We start from the raw sequence: 18,820 nt of genomic DNA on the forward strand, positions 1-18,820 counted from the left end.
TGGCGCTTATTATTAAGACTATTAACTGTTGTTGTCCAGAGCGGGTGCCGGCCGGAGCGAAATACCGGGCCGGGCCCCATGCCATGGGCCCGGCCCGGTACGACTCAGCGGCGGAAGGTGAACCAGTTGACGTTGACGAAGTCGTTCGGCTGGCCGCTGCTGAAAGTCAGGTAGACCGTGCGCCGGCCGGTGACCCCGGCGACGTTGCCGGGGACGGAACGCCAGCTCTGCCAGCCGCCGGTGTTGCCGATCGCGAAGCTGCCGATCGGCGGGCTGGTCGGGCTGTCCAGCCGGACCTCCACCAGGCCGCTCACTCCGCCGCCGGCGCCGGAGGCGACCCGGGCCAGGAAGTCCCGCGGCGGGGTGGCGCCGAACTCGACGTTGTCGAAGCGCACCCAGTCGCCGTTGCGCAGCGCGCCGATGTTCTGCCCACCCTCGGCGCACGCCTCGACGATGACGCCGTTCTGGGCGTTGAACGACTCCGCCTGGATGGTCGCGTACGCGTCCCGCGCGCCACCCGGCGGCGGGGTGGTCGGCGGCGGGGTGCTGCCGCCGCCCCGGCTGTAGACCGCGACGTAGTCGACCAGCATCGGCCGGCCCGGCACGGTGGCGGCGGTCGGCGTGGCGCCGCCGGCCACCCCGTTCGGGAACGCCCCGCCCATGGCCACGTTGAGCAGCAGGAAGTAGCCGGCGTGGCTGGTCATCTGCGACCAGTACGGCTCGCCGACCCGGGACTGGCTGACCGTGTGGTAGAGCTGCCCGTCGACGTACCAGCGCAGCTGCTGAGGGCTGACCGAGGCGTCCCACTCGAACCGGTAGGTGTGGAACGCCGACTGGCAGGTGCTACCGGGGCAGGCCCGGGACGCGCCGATGCCGTTGAACTCGTCGCACGGCCCGCCCGGCGCGACGCCGCAGTGCAGCACCCCCCACACCGAGTTGATGCCGTTGACGTTCTCCATCACGTCGAACTCGCCGATGCCGGGCCAGTTCTGGTAGTTGCCCCGGTAGGGCGAGCCGAGCGCCCAGAACGCCGGCCAGTAGCCCGCCGCCGCGGCGCCGGTGACGTTCGGCATCTGGATCCGGCCCTCGATGGCGAGCACGCCGCCGGACGGCGGCTTGAAGTTGCTGCGGACGGTCTCGATGCGGGCGGAGGTCCACCGGCCGGAGCCGTCCCGCAGCGGGGTGATCCGCAGGTTGCCGCCGCCGTCGTGGCTGACGTTGGCGGTGCTGGCGGTGTACGTCTGGATCTCGCCGGTGCCCCAGTTGGGCGGCCCGCCGGGGTAGCTGGTGCCGGTGTCGATGATCCAGTTGCTGGCGGACGGCAGCGTGCCGGCCGAGCCGGTGAAGTCGTCGCTCCACACCAGACTCCACCCCGATGCCGGTGGCGGCACCGCGGCGTTGGCGGTCACGGTGACCCCGGCCAGGACGGTGGTGGTGGCGGTGAGCAGTGCCAACGCCAGCCGGAGCCGGCGTCGCGCGGGCAGGGCGGCGGATGCCGCCGGGGCAGGTTCCATGGGCGTGCCTCTCTGCGGGACGGGGGCAAGAGAGCGCTCTCTCAGGAGTTGTACGTGCGCCGGACGCAGTTGTCAACGTCGATCGATGTCCGCCCCGGCCGGAGCCTGCTGCGGGCGGCGCAGCACCAGCTGTTCCAGCGCCGACCACGCGGTGGTGGTGACCAGGTAGATGACCGCGGCGAGCGGCAGCACCAGCGCCACCAGCACCGTCGCGTACGGCAGCAGCGGCAGCAGCCGGCCCAGCGTGGCCGCGCCCGGCCCCTCCACCGGCGCGCCGGCCACCGTGCCGGTCGCGGCGCTGGCCCGCCGCATCCGGCGCGACATCCACCAGGCCAGCGCCACCAGCAGCGCCAGCAGGACGCCGAACAGCGGCAGCACGGCACCGGTCAGCCCGTCGGCCAGGTGGTGCCCGAGCGGCACCCCGGCGAGCCGCTCGTCGAGCAGCCCGGTGCCGCCCTCGGCGGTGCTGAAGAGCCGGTACATCACCAGCAGGACCGGCGCCTGGAGCAGGAGCGGCAGGCAGCCGCTGACCGGGTTCGCACCGGCCGAGCGGTAGAGCGAGAAGAGTTCGGACTGCAACCGCGCCGGGTCGTCGGCGTACCGCCGCTGCAGGTCGCGGACCTGGGGGGCGAGCGCGGCGCGGCGCCGCTCGCCGCGGACCTGCGCCACGGTGAGCGGTGAGATCAGCAGCCGGACGGCGACGGTGAGCAGGACGATGGCGGCGACGGTGGCGGTGGCCGTGCCACCGGCCAGCGGTTCGAGCAGGGTGGTGAGCCAGGACAGGGCGGCGCCGGCGGCGCCGACGGCGTCGTGCAGTGGTGCGAAGGCGAGCATGGGTGAACCCCTCGGTCCGATTCCGGTGGGCGCCCGCCGGACAGCAGGTCCGGTCCGGGCGCGATGGCGGCGGAATCGGCCGCGCGGCGGGTCGCTACGCGGCCGAGGGGCAGATCCCGGGCGCCCGGGGCCGGGGCCGGCCGGGGGCGTCGGGATCGACCTGGCGGGGCACCCGCCGGCGCCGGGCCCGGGCCAGCAGCGCGGTCGCCCGCCCGAAGGCCGCCGGCGCCCCGGCGGCGGCAGCGGCGGCATGCACCGCGAGCAGCGCGACGAGAAGCACCAGCGCGGCGCCGGCCAGCAGCTCGGCCGGGCGGTCCGCGAACAGGGTCAGCTGGGCGAGCGCGTAAACCCACGCCCCCAGCAGCAACCTCGGCGTCCCCGGCACGGGCCCAGCCTAGGACCCGTTGTCACGCCACCTCCGGCCATCGCGCCAGCCGCCGGGTCACGGACCGCGACACGCCGCCGACGCGCCGGCACGGGCGTTTCCGGCCACGACCACGGGGGGTAACCACTGCCGACGGCGGCCGGACGGCCGTCGACGGTGCGGAAACGGATGGTGGTCACGATGACCGGCCAGGTGGCGACGGCCCCGGGCGCGACGGCGGAGGGAACCGACCTGCTCACGGTGGGTGTCGAGGAGGAGTTCCTGCTCGTCGACCCGCACACCGGGGCCGCGGTGCCCGCCGTCGACCTGGTCCTGGAGCAGGTGCCGGCGGAGCTGCGCGGCCAGGTGGAGCGGGAGTTCCAGACCAGCCAGATCGAGATCGGCAGCCCGCCCGGGCTGGAGCTGAGCTCGATCCGGCACTCCCTCGGCCTGCTGCGCGCCGCGCTCGCCGACGCCGCGGAGCGGGCCGGCGTACGGCTGCTGGCGATCGGCACCGGGCCGGTCGACGGCCCGGTCCCGCCGGTGGTCGACAAGCCCCGGTTCGACCGCATGGTCGAGCGGTACCGGCTGCTGGTCCCCGGCCCCGGCAACAACGGCATGCACGTGCACGTGGGGGTGCCCGACGCGGAGACCGGCGTGCAGGTGCTCAACCACGTCCGGCCCTGGCTGCCTACGCTGCACGCGGTGACCGCCAACTCCCCGTTCGCCCGGGGCGAGGACACCGGGTACGCGAGTTGGCGCTCGGTGGAGTGGGAGCGCTGGCCGTCGGTGGCGCCCACCCCCTTCCTGGATAACCACGAGCACTACCAGCGGCTGATCCGGCAGCTCATCGCCAGCGGCGTGATGCTCGACGAGGGGATGCTCTACTGGTACGCCCGGCTGTCCGCGAAGTACCCGACGGTGGAGATCCGGATCGGGGACGTCTGCCCCACGGTGGACGACGCGGTGCTGGTCGCGGCCCTGGTCCGGGCGCTGGTGGCGACCGCCATGGCGGACATCGCGGCCGGCCGGCCGGCCATCCGCGCCGACCACCACCTGCTCGTCGGCGCGCACTGGCGGGCCGCCCACGACGGCTTGGAGGGCGACGGGGTGGACCTGACCGACGGCGAGCTGCGCCCGGCCTGGCAGCTGCTGGACACCCTGGTGGAGCGGGTCGGCCCGGCCCTCAAGCGGCACGGCGACCTGGCCGAGGTGACCGACCTGCTGGCCGGGCTGCGCCGGCACGGCAGCGGCGCCGCCCGGCAGCGGGCCGTCTTCGCCCGCACCGGCCGGCTGGTGGACGTGGTGGCGGACGTCGCGCGACAGACCCGCGGCTGAGCGTCCCGTGACAGGATGGGGCGTGTGGCGCAACGGCTCATCGTGATCGGGGCGGACGCCGCCGGGATGGCGGCGGCATCCCAGGCCCGACGCCGCCGCGACCGCGGCGACTTGGAGATCGTCGCGTTCGAGCGCGGCCACTTCACCTCGTACTCGGCGTGCGGCATCCCGTACTGGATCAGCGGGGTGGTGCCGGAGCGGGACCAGTTGATCGCCCGGTCCCCGGAGACGTTCCGCGAGTCGTTCGACATCGACGTCCGGCTCCGGCACGAGGTGACCGCCATCGATCTCGACCGGCGCGAGGTGGTCGCCCGGGACCTCGAGCGCGGCGGCGAGGTCCGCGCGGGGTTCGACATCCTGATGTACGCCACCGGCGCGGACCCGGTGCGGCCGGACTGGGCCCGCGCCGGCATCGGCGGGGTGTTCGGGATGCAGACCCTCGACGACGGCGCGGCGCTGCGGGACTGGCTGGAGGCCGATCCGCCGCCGCGCCACGCGGTGGTGATCGGCGGCGGTTACATCGGCGTGGAGATGGCCGAGGCGCTGATCCAGCGCGGGCTCTCGGTCACCCTGGTCGAGCGGGACGAGCAGCCGATGTCCACGGTCGACCCGGACATGGCCGAGCTGGTCGTCGACGCGATGCGCGGGCTGGGCATGAAGATCCGCACCGGCATGGCGGTGACCGGGCTCGAGGAGCGCGACGGCCGGGTGTCCGCGGTGGTCACCGCGGAGGGGCCGATCCCGGCCGACGTCGTGGTGCTCGGCCTGGGCGTACGCCCCAACGTCGCGCTCGCCCGGGCCGCCGGTCTGCCGCTGGGTCCCAGCGGCGCGGTCCGGGTGGACCGCCGGATGCGGGTGCCCGGGGTGTCGGACGTCTGGGCGGCCGGCGACTGCGCGGAGACCCTGCACCGGGTCAGCGGGATGCCGGTGCACGTGCCGCTGGGCACCCACGCCAACAAGCAGGGCCGGGTCGCCGGGATCAACATCGGCGGCGGCTACGCCACCTTCGCCGGGGTGATCGGCACCGCGGTCACCAAGGTCTGCGACCTGGAGGTGGGGCGCACCGGCCTGCGCGAGCGGGACGCCATCGCCGCCGGCTTCGAGTTCGTCTCGGTGATCGCCCAGTCGACCAACCGCGCCGGCTACTATCCGGGCGCCCGGCCGATGGCGGTGAAGCTGATCGCCGAGAAGCCCAGCGGGCGGCTGCTCGGCGCGCAGATCGTCGGCTGGTCCGAGGCGGCCAAACGGATCGACACGCTGGCCGTGGCGCTGTGGAACAAGATGACGGTGGACGACATGACGGCGCTGGACCTGGGCTACGCCCCGCCGTACGCGCCGGTCTGGGACCCGGTGCTGATCGCCGCCCGCAAGGCCGTGGACGCGTTGGTCGGCTCCGGCCGCTGACGCCACGACGCGCCCGTCGCGGGGCGCCGGCGCCGGGTCGGCTCCGGGCGCGGATGTCGTCGTTGGAGCGACAACGGATGCACCCGATCTTGTCGCAGGGGGCGGTTAGCGTGTGCCCGCTGTCGCCGCGCCGGCCACGTCGGGCCGGTAGCTGATCCCCCTCGGAGGCCCCCATGTCGCAGGAGACGACCTACCTCGAACTGTCCGAAGTAGACGGTAGCGCGCACAAGTTCTACGAGGTCGTGGTGGACGACATCGCGCTGACCGTGCGGTACGGCCGGATCGGCGACCAGGGCCAGGTCAAGACGACCACCTTCGCGGACAATGCCCGGGCCCGCGCGGCGGCGGCGAAGAAGATCGGCGAGAAGATCCGCAAGGGCTACGCCCCGGCGGTGCGCGGGGCCCGGCAGAAGCGCGCGGTGTCCCGCCGGCAGATCGTCAGCACCCGCTCCACCGCCCGCACCGCGCCGGTGCTCTGGCGCTACGACTCCGGCGCCCCGGCCTTCGGCATCTTCGTCGACGGGCAGAGCTGCATGGTCGGCAACGAGCGCGGGGTGATCACGACGCTCAGCCACGACGCGCGGGTGCTCGACCAGGTCCGCCTCCCCGACGGGGTGAAGTGCATCGTCGCCGACGACGCCTGGATCTACGCCGGCTGCGACGACGGCAACGTCTACGACCTGTCCGGCAAGGTGCCCCGGGTGGCGTACGCGATCGCGCCCGAGATCGACATCTACTGGCTGGACATCCACGACGGCGTGCTCGGCGTCTCCGACGCCGACGGCGGGATCGCCGCCATCGACCACGAGGACGAGTTCCTCTGGCGCCGGCCGGGGCGGGGCCGCTCCGCCTGGATGGTCCGCTGCGACACCGACGCGCTCTACCACGGCCACTCCCAGGGGGTGACCGGCTACGACTGGCGTACCGGCCGGGAACTGTGGCACACCCGGACGGGCTCGGTGCTCTTCGGCTGGCAGGAGCCGGGCGCGGTGTTCGCCGGCACCGGCAGCCGGGAGGTGGTGCGGCTGGCCAAGGACGGCCGGGTCGAGCGCAGCTACCGGTGCGACGCCCCGGTCTTCTCCTGCGCCACCGCCGAGGGCGGCCGGTACGTCTTCGCCGGTGACAGCCAGTCCTCGGTCTACTGCTTCGACGCGGCCGGCAACCGGCTGTGGAAGCTCGGCACCGGCTGCGGCTCGGCCTACTCGATGCAGTACCACGACGAGCGGCTCTACGTGGTCACCACCGGCGGCCACCTCGCCTGCATCGACGCCAGCGAGCCGGCGATCCGGGCGGCCGAGGCGGGCAGCGTCCCCGAGGTGGTCGACGTCAAGGCCCCGCCCCGGCTGCCCGAGCCGGCGGCGTGGACGGCGGTGGAGGTGACCAGCGACGTCGACGGCGGCGTCGTGGTGCAGTGCGTGGAGGACCGGGGCCGGCTCCGGGTGCACGTGCTCTCCACCGGCTACCGCCGGGACTGGTCGGTGCAGTTCCCCAAGGGCATCCGCGAGCCGGGCGCCCGCTACCTGGTCACCGAGGTCCGCGAGTCCGGCCGGGGCGGCTTCTACCGGGCGTACGGCGACATCCGCCGGCTCCGCTGAGCGTGATGACGGCCGGCCGGGCCACCGCTGTGGGTGCGGCCGGGCCCCCGCCCCGCCCGGAATCGGTTGTACAGCCCGGCCGGATCCGGTCCAGGATGGCCGGATGCAGGTGGAGATCCCGTCCGGGCTGGACTGGGTGCGCGGTTCGCCGGCCGGCCGGGCGTGGCTAGCCGCCCTGCCGGAGCGGCTGGCCGCCTGCGTCGAGCGGTGGTCGCTGCGGGTCGGCCCGCCGTTCGCGTACGCGTTCGCCTCCCTGGCCCTGCCGGCCGAGCTGCCCGACGGTACGCCGGCGGTGCTCAAGTTGCAGTACCCGGAGCCGGACAGCGAACACGAGGCGACCGCCCTCGACCGGTGGGCCGGCGGCGGGGCGGTCCGGCTGCTCAGGCACGACCCGGCCCGGCGGGCGCTGCTGGTGGAGCGCTGCGAACCCGGTACGCCGCTGCACGCCGCGCCGCCCGAGGAGGCGCTCGGCGTGCTGGTGGAGCTGCTGCCCCGGCTCTGGCGGCCGGCCGGCGCGCCGTTCACCCCGTTGGCCGAGGAGGCGGCCGGCTGGGCGGAACGGCTGCCGGTCAAGTGGGACCGCGCCGGTCGCCCGTACGAGCGGCGGCTGCTCGACGCGGCGCTCGGGGTGCTGGTCGAGCTGGTCCCGAGCCAGGGCGAGCCGGTGCTGGTCAACCAGGACCTGCACGCCGGCAACGTGCTGCGGGCCGCCCGGGAACCGTGGCTGGTCATCGACCCGAAGCCGCTGGCCGGGGAGCGGGAGTTCGGGGTGGCGTCCCTGGTCCGGGGCGCGGAGCTGGGTCACTCCCCGGCGGCCGTCCGCTATCGCCTGGACCGGCTCACCGCGGAGCTGGGGCTGGACCGGGAGCGGGCGCGCGGCTGGACGATCGGCCAGACGCTGGCCTGGAGCATCGGCGAGGACCAGGTCTTCCCCCGCCAGGTCGAGGTGGTCCGCTGGCTGCTGGACGGCGACTGAACCCACCGACCCGGCGTCGCGCGGGCGGACGTGGACGCTCGGGCCGGCGGGCGGGTCAGGCCGGTTGGCAGGTGGCGCACCAGTAGAGGTTGCGCCCGGCCAGCTCGCCGCGGCTCACCGCCGTCCCGCAGACGTGGCAGGGCGCGCCCGGCCTGCGGTAGACGTACACCTCACCGCCGTGCCGGTCGACCCGCGCCGGCCGCCCCATCGCCTCGGGCAGGTGGGCGTCCCGGACGGTGTCGATCCGCCCGCTCACCACGGCCCGGCCCATCAGCGCCACCAGGTCGGCCCAGAGCCGATCCCAACCGGCCCGGGTCAGCCCCCGGCCGGGCAGCGTCGGCGACAGCCCCGCCCGGAACAGCGCCTCGGTGACGAAGATCAGCCCGGTGCCGGCCACCACCGACTGGTCCAGCAGCAGCGCGGCCAGCGGCGTCGGGCTGCGGGAGATCCGGGCGTACGCCCGCTCCGGGTCGGCGTCGGCGCGCAGCGGGTCCGGGCCGAGCCGGTCGCGCAGCGCCGCCACCTCGGGCAGGGTGAGCAGCTCGCAGGCGGTGGGGCCGCGCAGGTCGAGCCAGTGCCGGTCGCTGGTCAGCCGCAGCCGCACCTGGCCGACCGGCTCGGGCGGCTCCCCGACGCCGTCGGTGAACTTCCCGTACAGCCCGAGGTGCACGTGCAGGGTCAGCTCGTCGGCGTGGTGGTGCAGCAGGTGCTTGCCGTACGCCTCGGTGGCCGCCAGGACGGTGCCGGTGAGCCGGGCGGCGCCCTCGGCGAACCGGCCCTGCGGGCTGGCGGCGTGCACCTTGTCGCCGGCGAAAAGGTCGGCGTGGCGGGCCGCCAGGCGGTGGATGGTGTGTCCCTCTGGCACGACCACCAAGCCTAGCCGGGGCCGCCGGCCCGGCCGCGTGGGCGACGGTCGCCCGGGCAGGCGACCGGGTGGCCCGCGACCTGGCCAGCGGCCCGGTGTCAGAAAAGAGCCACCTGGGTATCCCGGGGACATACCGCGTGGGTGCCACCCGTTCCATCGGCCACCACGCATTCACCAGGAGGTGTGTTGTGGTCAAGATTCCTTCGCTGTCGCGCCGGTCGGAACCGGCGCCGCCGCGGGACGAGAACCTCGACGGCCGCGTCGACGGCCGGGACATGTCGACGAACGCCGGCCCGGACCGGCCCGACGGCCGCGACGGATCCAACCGGCCGGCGGTCCCCGACCGGGACGAGGCGACGACCTACCGCGGCAACGCGGCCGGCGGCACGGTCGGTGGCCGGGACCCGGAGGCCGAACGCCGGGCCGCGGAACGGGCCGCCGTCGCGCGGGCCGCCACCGCCCGACCGGTCGACGAGGACACCCGGCGGCCGGCCGGCCCGCCCGACCCGGTGCTGGAGCGCCCGGCCGACCGCGAGGCCACCGTCGACCCGGACCGGGACCGCACGGTGCACGGTGCGGTGGACCGGGACGGCGACGGGGTGCCGGACCGCGCGGAGCGGCCGGTGGCGACCGGCCCGAAGCCCCGGGCCAGCCTGCTCGCCACGCTCGGCCTGATCGTCGGAGTGGCCGGGGCGCTCTTCGTGCTCACCGGGACCCTCGCCGGGTACGGCATCGGGCTCGGCGCGGTCGGCGCGGTGCTCGCCGTGCTCGGCCTGATGGCCACCCGCCGCCGGCACATCGCCGGCAAGACCGACGCGCTGTTCGGCATCGCCTTCGGCCTCGGCGCGGTGGTGCTCGGCGTGCTGGCGATGACCGGTCAGTTCGACTGGCCGACCACCGACGGCGACTGGGTGCAGCGCTTCCGCGAGTGGCTTGATTCACAGTTTGCCGACCGTTTCTAGCGGGCACTGTCCGGGCCGCCGGCGGTGCGCCGGCCGACTCACCGGTGGTTCACCGGTGGCGAGCCCGATCAGCCTGGTGGTTCACCAGCCGGGCGACCTCTTTCGGGGGCGGCGATTCGCCGCCCCCGAAGTGTGTCCGGGCCCGGTCGCGGTCGCCCCGCGCGACCGTCCGGTCAGTCCCGTGCCCGGACCGGCGCCGGTCCGGCCTCCCGGGCGTCGAGCAGATCGTCCCAGTTCCGCCGGGCCCACTCGCAGGCCACGTCCATCGGTCCGAGCAGGCTGCGGCCGAGGGGGGTCAGCTCGTAGTCGACCCGCGGGGCCGGCCCGGCGTACGCCGTACGCCGCACCAGGCCGTCGCGTTCCAGCGTGCGGAGCGACCGGGTGAGCACCTTCGCGGTGATCCCGCGCAGCGGCACACGGAGTTCGGAGAATCGGCGGGGACCCTGCTCCAGACAGCGGATGATCATTCCCGCCCACTTGTCCCCCACCCGGATCGGGGACAGGTCTGACGGGCACACCGGGTCGAACATGTCCGGATCGAGCGGCGCGAGCATGGGCCGAGGGTAGTCGGTATCCCGGTGGTAACCACCCGCGTGGTTAGCGTGCGTCGCGGTGGCCGGCACCGGACCGGCCCGGGACGTGAGGTGGTTCGATGAGCAGGATCGTCGTCTTCGGCGCCGCCGGCCGGGCCGGTCGGGCCGCGGTACGGGAGGCAGTCGACCGGGGTCACGAGGTGACCGCGGTGGTACGGGACCCGGGCCGGCACCAGGACCTGGTCGCCGACGGGCTGCGTGTCGCCGCCGGTGACGTGACCGACCCGGAGCACGTTGCCGCGCTCGCCGCCGGGCACGGGGCCGCCATCCACGCGGCCGCCGACCTGACCGCACCGCCCGGCGTCTTCTTCCCCGACGCCGCCCGGGCGCTGCTTGACGGGCTGGCTCGGGCAAGGACACCTCGGCTGCTGGTGGTGGGGCTCGCGTCCGTGCTGCCCACCGCGTCCGGGACCCCGCTGATGGACACCCCCGGCTACCCGCAGGAGTACCGCCCGTTCTATCTGGGGCACGCGGCCGGGGTGGAGGTGCTGCGCCAGGCCGGCACGGTGCTGGACTGGCTGGTGCTCAGCCCGGCCGGTGACTTCGACCATGCCGCGGAGCGAACCGGCAGCTACCGGAGTGCCCCGGCCGACGCCGGCAGCCGGATCTCCTACGCCGACCTAGCGGTGGCCCTGCTCGACGAGATCGACGCGCCCCGGCACCACGGCGTCCACCTCGGGGTGGAGCGGGCCTGATGGGCGAGGAGATCCACGACAGCCCGGACGCCTGGGTGGCCGAGCACATCCGTCGGTACCTCGCGACCGGTGGCAACGCCCGCCCCGGCATGGACGACCTGCTGCTCACCACCCGGGGGCGCCGGTCGGGACTGCTCCGCCGCACCGCCCTCGTCTTCGTCCGCGACGGCGACCGCTACGTGGTCACCGGGTCCAACGCCGGGCGGGACCGGGATCCGGCCTGGTACCTGAACCTGGTGGCCGACCCGCGGGTGACCGTGCAGGTCGGCACCGACACCTTCACCGGGATCGCCCGGACCGTCGCCGGCCCGGAGAAGCACCGGCTGTGGCGACGGTTCGTCGCCGCCGTCCCCTCCTACGAGCGGTACCGGGAGTCGACCGACCGGGACATCCCGGTGGTGGTGATCGAACCGACGCGCTGAGGCGGCGGCCGACCGGGCGACTCTCGGGCTCCGGCCGGCCGGTCAGCCGGGCTCGACCGCCGACGCGGAGCGACGCGCAACAAATCGGCGCGCGGCTCCCCTCAGACGCAACGATCGGTCGGGCTACGCAACCATCACCGGTGGATCCTTCCGGGTCGGGCCGCATAACGTTGAGCAACGGCGCCAGCCCGTGGGCCACGGTGGCCGGGCGCGCCCGACCCCTGGGAGCAGGACAATGACGATGGACGCCACCAGCCAGCGCTTCTTGATGTGCCGGCCGACGTACTTCGCCGTGGACTACGCGATCAACCCGTGGATGGACCCGACCGCGCCGGTCGACACCGACCTGGCGATCCGGCAGTGGGAGGCGCTCCGCCAGGTCTACCGGGAGCTGGGCCACACCGTCGAGGAGATCGCTCCGGTGCCCGGCCTGCCCGACATGGTCTTCGCCGCCAACGGCGGGACGGTGATCGACGGCAAGGCGATGGCGGTGCAGTTCCGCGACCCGCAGCGCGCCGACGAGGCCCCCGCCTACCGCGCCTGGTTCGAGGCCGCCGGCTTCGAGATGTACGACCCGAAGCACGTCAACGAGGGCGAGGGCGACATCCTGCTGGCCGGTGACGTCCTGCTGGCCGGCACCGGCTTCCGCACCGCGCACGCCTCGCACGCGCAGTTGCAGGAGGTCTTCGGCTACCCGGTGATCACCATGCAACTGGTCGACCCGCGCTTCTACCACCTGGACACCGCGCTGACCGTGCTCGACGAGCGCACCGTGGCGTACCTGCCGGAGGCGTTCTCGCCGGGCAGCCAGGCCGCGCTGCGCCGGCTCTTCCCGGACGCGGTGCACGCCACCATGGCCGACGCCGAGGTGCTGGGGCTCAACGCGGTCAGCGACGGGCGGCACGTGGTGCTGCCCGCCCAGGCCACCGACCTGGCCGCGAAGCTGCGCGACCGGGGTTACGAGACCATCGGGGTCGACCTGTCCGAGCTGCGCAAGGCCGGCGGTGGACCGAAGTGCTGCACGTTGCGACTCCGTCAGGGAAAGGCAAGCAAGTGATCGTCGACGACATGCTGCGGACGCCGGGAGCCGTCCGGGACGCGGAGCGGTACACCGCGCACAACTACCACCCGCTGCCGGTGGTGATCTCCTCCGCCGAGGGCGCCTGGCTGACCGACGTGGACGGCCGCCGCTACCTCGACTTCCTGGCCGGCTACTCCGCGCTGAACTTCGGCCACCGGCACCCCAAGCTGATCGAGGCCGCGCACGCGCAGCTCGACCGGCTCACCCTCACCAGCCGGGCGTTCATCCACGACCAGTTCGCCGACTTCTGCCGGGAACTGGCCGAGCTCTGCGGCAAGGACCTGGTCCTGCCGATGAACACCGGCGCCGAGGCGGTGGAGACCGGGATCAAGGTCGCCCGCAAGTGGGGTTACCAGGTCAAGGGCGTACCGGCCGGGCAGGCGAACATCGTGGTCGCGGAGGGCAACTTCCACGGCCGGACGACCACCATCGTCAGCTTCTCCACCGACGAGGACGCCCGCGCCGACTTCGGGCCGTACACCCCCGGCTTCACCGTGGTGCCGTACGGCGACCTGGAGGCGCTGACCGCCGCCATCGACGAGAACACCGTGGCGGTGCTGCTCGAGCCGATCCAGGGCGAGCAGGGCGTCGTGGTGCCGCCGGAGGGCTACCTGCCCGGCGTGCGTCGGGTCTGCACCGAGCGCAACGTGCTCTTCATCGCCGACGAGATCCAGTCCGGCCTGGGCCGGACCGGCGCGACCTTCGCCTGCGACCACGAGGGCGTCATGCCGGACATGTACCTGCTGGGCAAGGCGCTCGGCGGTGGCATCGTGCCGGTCTCCGCGGTGGCCGCGGACGCCGACGTGCTCGGCGTGCTCAAGCCGGGCCAGCACGGCTCCACCTTCGGTGGCAACCCGCTGGCCTGCGCGGTGGCGACCGAGGTGGTCCGGCTGCTGGCCAGCGGCGAGTTCCAGCACCGCTCCGCGGAGCTGGGCGAGCGGCTGCACGCCGGCCTGCGCGGGCTGATCGGCAAGGGCCTGGTCGCGGTCCGGGGCCGGGGCCTGTGGGCCGGGCTGGACATCGACCCGGCGCTGATGACCGGCCGGCAGGCGTGCGAGCGGCTCGCCGAGCGCGGCGTGCTCGGTAAGGACACCCACGGCTCCACCATCCGGCTCGCCCCGCCGCTGGTGGTCACCGAGGAGGAGATCGACCACGCCGTCGCTCAGCTCGCCGCCGTCCTGGCCGGCTGAGTTCGACGTACGCCGACGGCGGGCGTCGGGACCACGTCCCGGCGCCCGCCGTCGTATGTCCGGTCGGCGCGGGCCCGGCGCTCAGGCGCGCGGCAGGCGCATCGCCATCGTCGGCGCCTCGGCCATCACCGAGGTGGGGGTGTACAGGGCACCGGCCGGCAACTCGCCGGGCCGGCCCACCTGCACCCCGGGATACAGCTCCACCATGTCACCGGCGTCGAGCACCCGGGACTGCTGCGGGGCGAGCGCGATCCGGTCCGACTCGGCCATCGAGCCGCCCGGCCGGATGCCGGAGCCGTTGGTGCTCACGTCGGTCACGATCACCTCGCCGACCCGCAGCTCGAACCGGACGTGGGCGCGGCTGATCCAGCGCCGGGCCTCGTCGTTGAGCCATTGGCCGAGCATGATTCCGCCGCCCTGCTCGGGCGCCCGGCCGACCACCACCGGCTGCTCCTCGCTGAGCACGAAGCGACGCCGGATCAGCCCGCCGACGCGCACCGCGAGCACCTCGGTACGCGGCCGCGGGCCGGCGTCACCGAGCCGGCTGCCGTGCCGGGGGCAGGTGGGCACGCCGCCACGCAGCGTGGGCGGCGGCTGGGCGGCCGGGCTGCGGTCCACCCGGGCCAGGTCGGCGAACGCGCCACCGCCCCCGCCGCCGCCGAACAGCGCGCAGCCCGGCTCCGGGCAGCGCCAGTGGCGGGCGAGCAGCTTGACGCCGACCGGCGACCGGTCGCCGGCCACCGGGGTGTCGCCCTTGCCGACGTGGGCCACGAAGGCCGGCCCGCCGGCGCCGGGCACCGGGGCGACCACCCGGCCGGGCTGCTCGACCAGCCACGGGTACCGCCCGCGCAGGCCGTCGGCGCGGACCCGGCTCAGCACCGGCAGCCCGAGCAGGTCGGCCACCTCGAACATCCGGTCGCCCGGGTTGTCCAGCACCTCGACCAGCCCGTCGTCGGCCCAGCGGCGGACCACCATCCGCTCGTTGGAGGTCAGGTCGGCGTCGGAGAGCAGGGCCCGGTGCACGATCGCGTAGACCGGGACGCTGTCCTCCTCCAGCTGCCGGGCCAGCGCGTCGATGACCATGCCGAGGCGGAGCAGGCTGGCCGGCCGGCCGCCGTCGATGTCCTGGTAGCGGATCACCTCGGCGAGGTCGACGACCGCGCGGGCCAGCGACGGGTCGGTGCAGACCCGGCCCTCGATGGCGTCCAGCACCTTGCTGATCTCGAATCTCATCGGGCACCCCGCACGATCTCGTCGATCCGCCGGGCGAGCTCCAGGTCACGCCGGGTGACCCCGCCCGCGGAATGGGTGACGCAGCGGAAGGTGAGGGTCCGCCAGCGGATGTCGATGTCGGGGTGATGGTCCAGTTCCTCGGCCGTCGCCGCGACCCGGTCCACCACCGCGATGGCGTCCGGGAAGCTGCCCAGCTCCACGGTGCGGACGATCCCGGCCGGGTCTCCCGACCAGCCCGCCAGCCCACCCAGCTCGTCTCGCACCGCCTCCGCGGTGAGCACGTCTGCCATGGGGTGACCCTACCGGGGCAGTTCGGGACGACGCCGACCAGCGGCGGCGGGTGTGTCCGGGCCGTCCGCCGGCGCCGGGTGCCGCCGGCGGCGGACGGTCTCGGCCGGGTCGGGTCGGGTGGCCCCGGCGGCACCCGGGTCCCGGGGGCCGGGGTATCGACGCCGAACTGTGGATGTGACGGGTTAGGCTGACCAACGGCCCGGCCGGGGGATCGACCGTCGTCGTCGCCCCGGCCCAACCTTCACGAGGAGACATCCAGCATGAACACTCGACGGCTGGCGACCACGGGGGTCGCGCTCGTCGCCGCGCTCAGTCTCGGACTGACCGGATGCGGCAACAAGACGGGAGCGGACACACCGGCCGGCAACGGCTCCAGCGCGGCACCGGCCAGCAGCGCCCCGGCCGACGCGCTCGGCAAGCTGACCGCCGCCGCGCAGAAGCTGAACGAGCAGAGCGTCCGGATGGACCTGAAGTCGTCGGTGATGAGCGGCGGGGGCGTCCTGGACCCGTCGACCAAGACCGGGGACATGACGCTGAACATGGGCACCTCGGGCAAGTTCCGGATCGTGATGGTGGGCGACGACGCGTACCTGAAGGTGACTGGGATGGCCGGGCTGCCGAAGAAGTGGCTGCACATGGACACCACCAAGCTCGGCGAGAGCGGCCAGCTCAACCTGATGCCGGAGGGCGACCCGGGCGGCGCCAAGAAGCTCATCTCCGCCGTCGCCGAGGTGAAGGAGACCGGCGAGGGCAGCTTCGCCGGCACCCTGGACTACACCCGCACCATGGCGAAGGACAAGGACATCGCGGCGCTCGGCGAGAAGGCCAAGGCCGTCCCGTTCACCGCGAAGGTCGACGAGCAGGGCCGGCTGACCGAGATCGCCATCGACGTCAGCGTGCTGCACGAGTCGCTGGGCACGATGACCACCACCTACTCGGACTTCGGCACCCCGGTGAGCGTCCGCAAGCCGGCGGCGAGCGAGACCCAGGAGGCTCCGGAGGAGCTGATCAAGGCGTTCGGCGCCTGACCGGCTGAGCTGAGCAGGGGCGGCGCCGGTCAGGCGCCGCCCCCGTCGTGTCAGCCCCGCAGCGGCCGGCCGACCTCGTGCAGGTGCCCGAGCGCCTGCCGGTACGACTCGACCAGCCCGGTCTCCGCGTACGGGATGCTCTGCTCGGCGCAGTACGCCCGCACGATCGGCTGGGCCCGGCGCAGGTTCGCCCGGGGCATGTTGGGGAACAGGTGGTGCTCGATCTGGTAGTTGAGCCCGCCCAGCGCCAGGTCGACGAACCGGCTACCCCGGACGTTGCGTGAGGTGAGCACCTGCTTGCGCAGGAAGTCGAGCTGGTCCGCCGCGGTCGGCATCGGCATGCCCTTGTGGTTCGGGGCGAACGCGCAGCCCATGTAGAGGCCCCACAGTGCCTGGTGGACGGCGACGAAGAGCAGCGCCTTCACCGGCGACATGACCAGCAGCAGCACGCCGAGATAGCCGGCGGTGTGCGCGACGAGCAGCAGCGCCTCGACCCCCCGGTGCCGCATCGGGGTCCGGTACCGGCCGTCCGGCTCCCGTTCCACGATCGCCCGGACGCTCGCCGCGTGCAGGTTCAGCCCCTCCAGCAGCAGCATCGGGAAGAACAGCCAGGCCTGCCGGCGGGCCAGCCACCGCCCGAAGCCCCGGGTCGCGGCGGCCTGCTCGTACGTCCAGACCAGGGCGCCCGCCCCCACGTCCGGGTCCTCGTCCTCGTGGTTCGGGTTGGCGTGGTGCCGGTTGTGCTTGTCGACCCACCAGCCGTAGCTGAGCCCCACCGCCAGGTTGCCGGCGAGCAGACCGACCAGCTCGCTCGGGCCGCGCCGGCGGAACATCTGCCGGTGCCCGGCGTCGTGGCCGAGGAACGCCACCTGGGTGGTGGCCACCGCCAGCCCGACCGCCAGCAGCAGCTGCGCCCAGGAGTCGCCCACCAGCACGACCGCGGCCCAACCCGCCAGGAACACGCCCAGGGTGAGCACGATGCGCACCGCGTACCACCCGGGCCGCCGATCCAGCAGCCCGGCCTGGCTGATCCGCCGGGACAACTGTGCGTAGTCACTGCCGCGCCGTACCGGCGGTTCCGCCACCGCTCCGAGCATCAAATAGCTCCCGTCCTTCGGCTCCGGGTCGCGCCGGACGGAGCGACACCCACATCCAGTCTCCGGCGAACGGTTGCGCTGAGTAACCCTGGGAACCCCCCGATCCGGGGTAGGGAGAGCCCTACCCCGCCCACCGCCGGCTCAGCCCATCCGGCCCACCGCGGCCCGCAGCCGGGCCAGGTCCCGCCGCCGCCGCTCGTACGTGGCGGCCAGCCCGATCAGCGCCAGCCCGCCGACGGCCAGGAAGATCCACCGGGGCAGCAGGTCCCAGCCGCGGCCGAGTTCGTGGAGCGCGAGCAGGGCCAACGTGCCCCCGCCGAGCAGCACCGGGGCCTGCCAGCGCCGGGTCGCCCCGGCGAGCACCACGGCGAGCGCGGCGGCGCCGAGCAGCAGCCGGCGCCACGGCTGCGCCTCCGGCGCCACCAGCACCGACACCAGGCTCGGCAGCAGCCCGGCGGCCAGCCCGGGAGCGAGCGCGAGCCAGCTGTTCAGCCCCGGCCGGGTGCGCAGCGCCAGCGTGCCCGCGCCGAGGGCCAGCGCCGCGGCCGGCAGCGTGTACGCCTCCAGCACGGCCACTCCCCCGGCGGCCAGCAGCAGCCAGGCGCCGAGCAGTTCGCTGCCGCCGGCGATCCCGGCGAACGCCCACCGCCGGCCGACGGACTCGCCCCGGCGCAGCACCCGCACCCCCGTGGCGGCCCCCCACAGCACGCAGACCGCCGCGGCGTGCCGGAGCGCGCCGACGGTCAGCAGCAGAGCGACCAACGCCACCGCCTGGGCGGCGGCGTCCAGCGCGGGCCCCGCCGGGTTGCCCCGGACGGCGAGCACGGCCGCCACGGCCAGGGTCAGTGCCGCCACGGCCAGGACGGTGAACGCCGCCGTACGCAGCGGTAGGCCGCCGGCCAGCGGTGCGGTGAGCGCGAGGGCGGTCGCGGCGGCCACCGCGACCAGGCTGCCGGCGAGGCGCACGCCGGCGCGCCGCCCGGCGGCGCCGGCCACGGTCGCGGCCACCACCAGCACGCCGAGGCCGGCGAGCGTGCCGGCCCGGGTGGCCAGCAGACCGGCCAGTCCCGAGCCGGTCATCACCAGTCCCACCGGCACGGTGACCGGGGCGAGCAGCGGGCGCGGCCCGGCCAGGGCGGCGAACAGCAGCACGGCCACGCCGAGGGCCAGGGCGACGGCCGGCACCACCGGCCAGGGCGCGCCGGCGGCCACCAGCAGCACCGGCGCGGCGGCCGCGGCGAACGGCAGGGCGGCCAGCGCCGCGCCGAAGGTGGTCGCCGGGGCGGGCTCCGTGCCCGGACCGTCGGCGGGCCGGGCGGCGCGGCGGGCCGGGCGGCG

The 18,820-nt window shown here is 74.7% G+C and carries 19 protein-coding genes; 10 read left to right on the forward strand and 9 right to left on the reverse strand.

Going from position 1 to position 18,820, the window contains the following annotated elements; all coding sequences use genetic code 11:
• Positions 1–104 precede the first annotated feature (104 nt).
• The 3 genes from ACVCAH_RS26445 to ACVCAH_RS26455 form a co-directional block, all read right to left on the reverse strand.
• Positions 105–1,514, reverse strand: a complete 1,410-nt coding sequence (locus tag ACVCAH_RS26445) for a carbohydrate-binding protein (protein ID WP_447138911.1) — start codon at positions 1,512–1,514, stop codon at positions 105–107.
• 72 nt (positions 1,515–1,586) lie between these two features.
• Positions 1,587–2,348, reverse strand: coding sequence for a YidC/Oxa1 family membrane protein insertase (locus ACVCAH_RS26450; protein ID WP_447138912.1), 762 nt, complete (start codon positions 2,346–2,348; stop codon positions 1,587–1,589).
• 94 nt (positions 2,349–2,442) lie between these two features.
• The gene (locus ACVCAH_RS26455; protein ID WP_447138913.1) at positions 2,443–2,733 is read right to left on the reverse strand and encodes a DUF6412 domain-containing protein; all 291 of its coding nucleotides are present in this window, start codon (positions 2,731–2,733) and stop codon (positions 2,443–2,445) included.
• Between the two features lie 180 nt (positions 2,734–2,913).
• Between ACVCAH_RS26455 and ACVCAH_RS26460 the strand changes: the two genes are divergently transcribed.
• From ACVCAH_RS26460 to ACVCAH_RS26475, 4 genes are all read left to right on the forward strand, one after another.
• Positions 2,914–4,050, forward strand: coding sequence for a carboxylate-amine ligase (locus ACVCAH_RS26460; RefSeq protein ID WP_447138914.1), 1,137 nt, complete (start codon positions 2,914–2,916; stop codon positions 4,048–4,050).
• Positions 4,051–4,074: 24 nt separating this feature from the next.
• A complete protein-coding gene (locus tag ACVCAH_RS26465; protein ID WP_447138915.1) occupies positions 4,075–5,454 on the forward strand; it encodes an FAD-dependent oxidoreductase in 1,380 nt (459 codons plus the stop codon).
• Between the two features lie 173 nt (positions 5,455–5,627).
• A complete protein-coding gene (locus tag ACVCAH_RS26470) occupies positions 5,628–7,049 on the forward strand; it encodes a WGR domain-containing protein (RefSeq protein ID WP_447138916.1) in 1,422 nt (473 codons plus the stop codon).
• A 103-nt stretch (positions 7,050–7,152) separates the two neighbouring features.
• The gene (locus ACVCAH_RS26475; protein ID WP_447138917.1) at positions 7,153–8,025 is read left to right on the forward strand and encodes an aminoglycoside phosphotransferase family protein; all 873 of its coding nucleotides are present in this window, start codon (positions 7,153–7,155) and stop codon (positions 8,023–8,025) included.
• A 55-nt stretch (positions 8,026–8,080) separates the two neighbouring features.
• On the opposite strand, the gene ACVCAH_RS26480 is transcribed toward ACVCAH_RS26475, so the two are convergent.
• A complete protein-coding gene (locus tag ACVCAH_RS26480) occupies positions 8,081–8,890 on the reverse strand; it encodes an Fpg/Nei family DNA glycosylase (protein ID WP_447138918.1) in 810 nt (269 codons plus the stop codon).
• A gap of 188 nt (positions 8,891–9,078) precedes the next feature.
• Between ACVCAH_RS26480 and ACVCAH_RS26485 the strand changes: the two genes are divergently transcribed.
• Positions 9,079–9,852, forward strand: coding sequence for a thrombospondin (locus tag ACVCAH_RS26485; protein WP_447138919.1), 774 nt, complete (start codon positions 9,079–9,081; stop codon positions 9,850–9,852).
• 173 nt (positions 9,853–10,025) lie between these two features.
• On the opposite strand, the gene ACVCAH_RS26490 is transcribed toward ACVCAH_RS26485, so the two are convergent.
• The gene (locus ACVCAH_RS26490) at positions 10,026–10,406 is read right to left on the reverse strand and encodes a winged helix-turn-helix transcriptional regulator (RefSeq protein WP_447138920.1); all 381 of its coding nucleotides are present in this window, start codon (positions 10,404–10,406) and stop codon (positions 10,026–10,028) included.
• Positions 10,407–10,504: 98 nt separating this feature from the next.
• Here ACVCAH_RS26490 and ACVCAH_RS26495 point away from each other — a divergent pair, with 98 nt between their 5' ends.
• From ACVCAH_RS26495 to rocD, 4 genes are all read left to right on the forward strand, one after another.
• The gene (locus ACVCAH_RS26495) at positions 10,505–11,140 is read left to right on the forward strand and encodes an NAD(P)-dependent oxidoreductase (RefSeq protein ID WP_447138921.1); all 636 of its coding nucleotides are present in this window, start codon (positions 10,505–10,507) and stop codon (positions 11,138–11,140) included.
• On the forward strand, positions 11,140–11,562 hold the full coding sequence (locus ACVCAH_RS26500) for a nitroreductase/quinone reductase family protein (RefSeq protein ID WP_447138922.1): 423 nt from the start codon (positions 11,140–11,142) through the stop codon (positions 11,560–11,562). The genes ACVCAH_RS26495 and ACVCAH_RS26500 overlap by 1 nt, the downstream gene beginning before the upstream one ends.
• Positions 11,563–11,803: 241 nt before the next feature.
• Positions 11,804–12,619 carry a dimethylargininase gene (gene ddaH / locus ACVCAH_RS26505; RefSeq protein ID WP_447138934.1) on the forward strand — a complete coding sequence of 272 codons (816 nt, stop codon included), beginning with the start codon at positions 11,804–11,806 and terminating at the stop codon, positions 12,617–12,619.
• The gene (gene rocD, locus ACVCAH_RS26510) at positions 12,619–13,833 is read left to right on the forward strand and encodes an ornithine--oxo-acid transaminase (protein WP_447138935.1); all 1,215 of its coding nucleotides are present in this window, start codon (positions 12,619–12,621) and stop codon (positions 13,831–13,833) included. Before ddaH ends, rocD begins: the two co-directional genes overlap by 1 nt.
• An 81-nt stretch (positions 13,834–13,914) precedes the next feature.
• Here the strand turns inward: rocD and ACVCAH_RS26515 are convergent, their stop codons facing one another.
• Both ACVCAH_RS26515 and ACVCAH_RS26520 read right to left on the reverse strand, forming a co-directional pair.
• The gene (locus ACVCAH_RS26515) at positions 13,915–15,066 is read right to left on the reverse strand and encodes an FHA domain-containing protein (protein WP_447138923.1); all 1,152 of its coding nucleotides are present in this window, start codon (positions 15,064–15,066) and stop codon (positions 13,915–13,917) included.
• Positions 15,063–15,356, reverse strand: coding sequence for a 4a-hydroxytetrahydrobiopterin dehydratase (locus tag ACVCAH_RS26520; RefSeq protein WP_447138924.1), 294 nt, complete (start codon positions 15,354–15,356; stop codon positions 15,063–15,065). Before ACVCAH_RS26520 ends, ACVCAH_RS26515 begins: the two co-directional genes overlap by 4 nt.
• A gap of 261 nt (positions 15,357–15,617) precedes the next feature.
• Between ACVCAH_RS26520 and ACVCAH_RS26525 the strand changes: the two genes are divergently transcribed.
• Positions 15,618–16,385, forward strand: coding sequence for a hypothetical protein (locus ACVCAH_RS26525; RefSeq protein ID WP_447138925.1), 768 nt, complete (start codon positions 15,618–15,620; stop codon positions 16,383–16,385).
• Positions 16,386–16,435: 50 nt separating this feature from the next.
• Here the strand turns inward: ACVCAH_RS26525 and ACVCAH_RS26530 are convergent, their stop codons facing one another.
• A complete protein-coding gene (locus ACVCAH_RS26530; protein WP_447138926.1) occupies positions 16,436–17,482 on the reverse strand; it encodes a fatty acid desaturase family protein in 1,047 nt (348 codons plus the stop codon).
• 141 nt (positions 17,483–17,623) lie between these two features.
• Positions 17,624–18,820 (reverse strand): SCO7613 C-terminal domain-containing membrane protein (locus ACVCAH_RS26535; RefSeq protein WP_447138927.1); only part of this gene is annotated, 1,197 nt, incomplete at its 5' end.

Source organism: Micromonospora sp. LZ34 (assembly GCF_052981855.1).